The organism is Vibrio sp. OPT46, assembly GCF_015163535.1.
In the GTDB taxonomy this organism is placed as follows: domain Bacteria; phylum Pseudomonadota; class Gammaproteobacteria; order Enterobacterales; family Vibrionaceae; genus Vibrio; species Vibrio alginolyticus.
In genome coordinates, this window is the sequence record NZ_JADDYG010000338.1 from 10,159 (window position 1) to 12,631 (window position 2,473).

The 2,473-nt window shown below is 44.5% G+C and carries 3 protein-coding genes; all 3 read left to right on the forward strand.

Features of this window, described 5'->3' with window-relative positions:
• The coding region (locus IQR33_RS33215; RefSeq protein ID WP_228013920.1) for an efflux RND transporter permease subunit at positions 1-1,601 on the forward strand (1,601 nt) is incomplete at its 5' end.
• Positions 1,602-1,674: 73 nt separating this feature from the next.
• On the forward strand, positions 1,675-2,229 hold the full coding sequence (gene copI / locus IQR33_RS15665) for a copper-resistant cuproprotein CopI (RefSeq protein ID WP_193843834.1): 555 nt from the start codon (positions 1,675-1,677) through the stop codon (positions 2,227-2,229).
• Positions 2,230-2,250: 21 nt separating this feature from the next.
• On the forward strand, positions 2,251-2,473 hold a 223-nt coding region (locus IQR33_RS33220), incomplete at its 3' end, for a c-type cytochrome (RefSeq protein ID WP_228013921.1).

Consider the following 2,473-nt stretch of genomic DNA (forward strand, 5'->3'; position numbering starts at 1 on the left):
CTATTAATAAAGGTCTAATTGCCCTTTATAAGCCCTTACTGAATATTAGTCTGAAGTACCCGAAAAGCATGATTATATTGGCTATTGCTCTTATGGGGTCAGCTTATTATCCAACAACGAAGCTCGGTAGTGAGTTCATTCCTCCTCTTGATGAGGGTGACTTGATGTATATGCCAACCACCTATCCAGGTATTTCTATTGGTAAAGCGCGAGAGTTGCTTCAGCAGACAAACAAATTAATTAAGACGGTACCTGAAGTACAGACAACATGGGGTAAAGTCGGTCGTGCTGACACAGCGACCGACCCTGCTCCCTTAACTATGATTGAAACCGTTATTCAGCTTAAACCGCGTGATCAGTGGCGTGAGGGCGTGACAACTGAGTCGCTACGAAAAGAGTTTGATGACTTGATTCAGTTTCCTGGTTTAACTAACGCATGGGTGATGCCTATAAAAACACGCATCGACATGTTGGCAACGGGTATCAAAACACCAATTGGAATTAAGATCGCAGGGAGTGATTTAACCGAAATTGAGAAGATAGGTGCTCAACTAGAACCTATTCTTAACAATATTGCCGGCACTGCTTCTGTATACGCAGAGCGTGTTGCCGGTGGTCGCTATGTCACTATTGACATCAATCGAACAGCGGCAGCTCGATACGGTCTTAACATTAAAGAGGTACAACAGGTAGTTTCTACTGCTGTCGGTGGTATGAACGTTGGAGAAACCATTGAGGGTCTTGAGCGTTACCCAATTAATGTCCGCTATCCACAAGATTATCGTGATTCAGTCGTTAAGTTAAAGCAACTGCCATTGGTTACCCCTAGTGGCGCTAGAATTGCCTTAGCTGATGTTGCTGATGTGCGCTACGAAGATGGACCACCAATGATTAAAACAGAGAATGCTCGTCCTAATGGTTGGGTGTTTGTTGATATCGATGGTCGAGACTTAGGCTCTTACGTTGAGGAAGCAAAACAGGCGGTTGCAGAGCAACTTGATATGCCAGCTGGTTATTCAATTGCATGGTCAGGTCAATACGAATACATGGAGCGTGCCAAAGAGCGCTTGGGTGTCGTCGTGCCAATCACGATTGCCATCATCATGCTGCTGCTTTACTTCAGCTTCCGACGTGTTGGTGAGGTGATGATCATCATGCTGACTCTGCCGTTAGCCATGGTGGGTGGCTTATGGCTCATGCACTACCTCGGCTACAACTTCTCAATCGCGGTAGGCGTTGGTTTTATCGCGCTAGCTGGGGTCGCTGTTGAGATTGGAGTCATCATGTTGGTGTACCTCAACCAAGCATGGCACTACACAAAACTAGACGCCAAAGAGCAAAGCAAATCATTGGATGAAGAGGATTTAAGTAACTCGATTCAAGAAGGCGCTGGCTTGCGTGTTCGCCCGGTAATGATGACGGTACTTACTGTGATTATCGGCTTGATCCCAATCATGTACGGTGAGGGGACTGGCTCTGAGGTAATGCAGCGTATCGCTGCTCCAATGATTGGTGGCATGGCCTCTGCCCTCTTACTAACACTTCTTGTTCTTCCTGCTATTTTCAAGCTTTGGAAAACACGCGAACTGAAACACGACTAAACACACATTCGGGCTAAGAATGAACTTAGCCCGTAAAACACTTAAATGAACTACTAAGGAACACAATATGAACATGAAAAAAACACTACTTGCTGCACTTCTTTCGATTACAGCAACATCTGCAATGGCAAACATGGACCACTCCAAAATGGATCATGACTCTATGAACCATGAGAGCATGGACCATAGTAATATGAATCAAGGCGATATGGATCACAGCAAAATGGATCATTCCATGACGTCGATGGAAGGCATGTCTGATGTAGGTATGCCAGCAACAGGTGCAAAGCCAGATAAAGTGGTCCATGTTGTGTTGGCCGATGACATGACAATCAAGTTCAAAAAAGAAGTACAAATTGAACCAAATGATGTCGTTCAATTTGTGGTTATGAATGTTGGCAAGATTGATCACGAGTTCACTATTGGCTCAGCGAAAGAGCAACTTGAACATCGAGAAATGATGAGGAAAATGCCTCATCATATGCATGATTCAGGGAATGCAGTTACAGTAAAGCCGGGTAAAGCTAAGCAGTTGATTTGGCACTTCCAAGGGGATAGCAAGGTTGAATTTGCATGCAATATTCCAGGACATGCAGAAGCAGGCATGATTAAAAAAGTGAGGTTATAGGCGCTATAAAGGAATCTGATGATGCTAAAGCGTTCATTCATACTAGCGGGTATGTTTGGTGTGAGCTTGTTTACCTATGCCTCAGAAGACTCAATTTCAGCCGGTGAGTCCATCTTTCGTACTGTAGGTGGATATGGATGTATTGCGTGTCATGGGCTATACGGTCAAGGGGGAGGTAACGTTGGTAGGAACATCAGAGGTAGCTCTTTAAATGATCTGAAATATAGCCTAGAGCATGAACAAA